Source organism: Aminobacter sp. P4_D5, assembly GCF_056401815.1.
The window spans coordinates 1-545 of the sequence record NZ_JBFUIP010001265.1; the positions used below are offsets into that span (position 1 = coordinate 1).

Here is a 545-nt window from a genome sequence, read left to right on the forward strand (position 1 = left end):
CGCTCGGCCTCAGCGAAGAGTTCTTCCCCGGTGATGTCCTCATGTGCGTCGAAGTGGTCGCGCAGCTTCTCGAAGTGGCGCGGCAGGTCGGCGTTGAGGCGGTGCTTCTCCGGATCATTGCCCATCACATAGGTGCGGCCGACATCGGCCTCCCATTCCTCGAAGACTGGGCCCAGGTCGATGAAGACCATGTCGTCCGCCTGGATGTCGATGACATCCGGGTTGTCGGCCGCGAYGGTGAGCGTGTTGATCCCGGCGCGGACGATACGCTTGTGCCAGTGCTTCTCGACGTCGAAATCGCGGGAGGCCAGCCGGAAGATGTCCTCCTCGACCTCGCGCTCGCTGCGGCCGKGGGCGATGAGGCACTGGGCCTCGATCGCGTCGAAGAGCTGCTGGGCCTTCTCCTCCGCCCATCGCAGGGCGGTGAGGCGCTGGTTCTCGTCCAAGGCGGTAATCCCTCCGTTACGCTATATCTGATTGGATATAGCGTACCGCGCTGTCAATGCCGGGTTACCGCTCGGCGTCGACGGCCCGCCACTCATGGG

General features: G+C 64.3%; 1 protein-coding gene. It reads right to left on the bottom strand.

Going from position 1 to position 545, the window contains the following annotated elements:
- A partial coding sequence (locus AC1DWF_RS37855) for a M24 family metallopeptidase (protein ID WP_476843544.1) occupies nt 1-446 on the bottom strand: 446 nt, incomplete at its 3' end.
- Nucleotides 447-545: the final 99 nt, after the last annotated feature.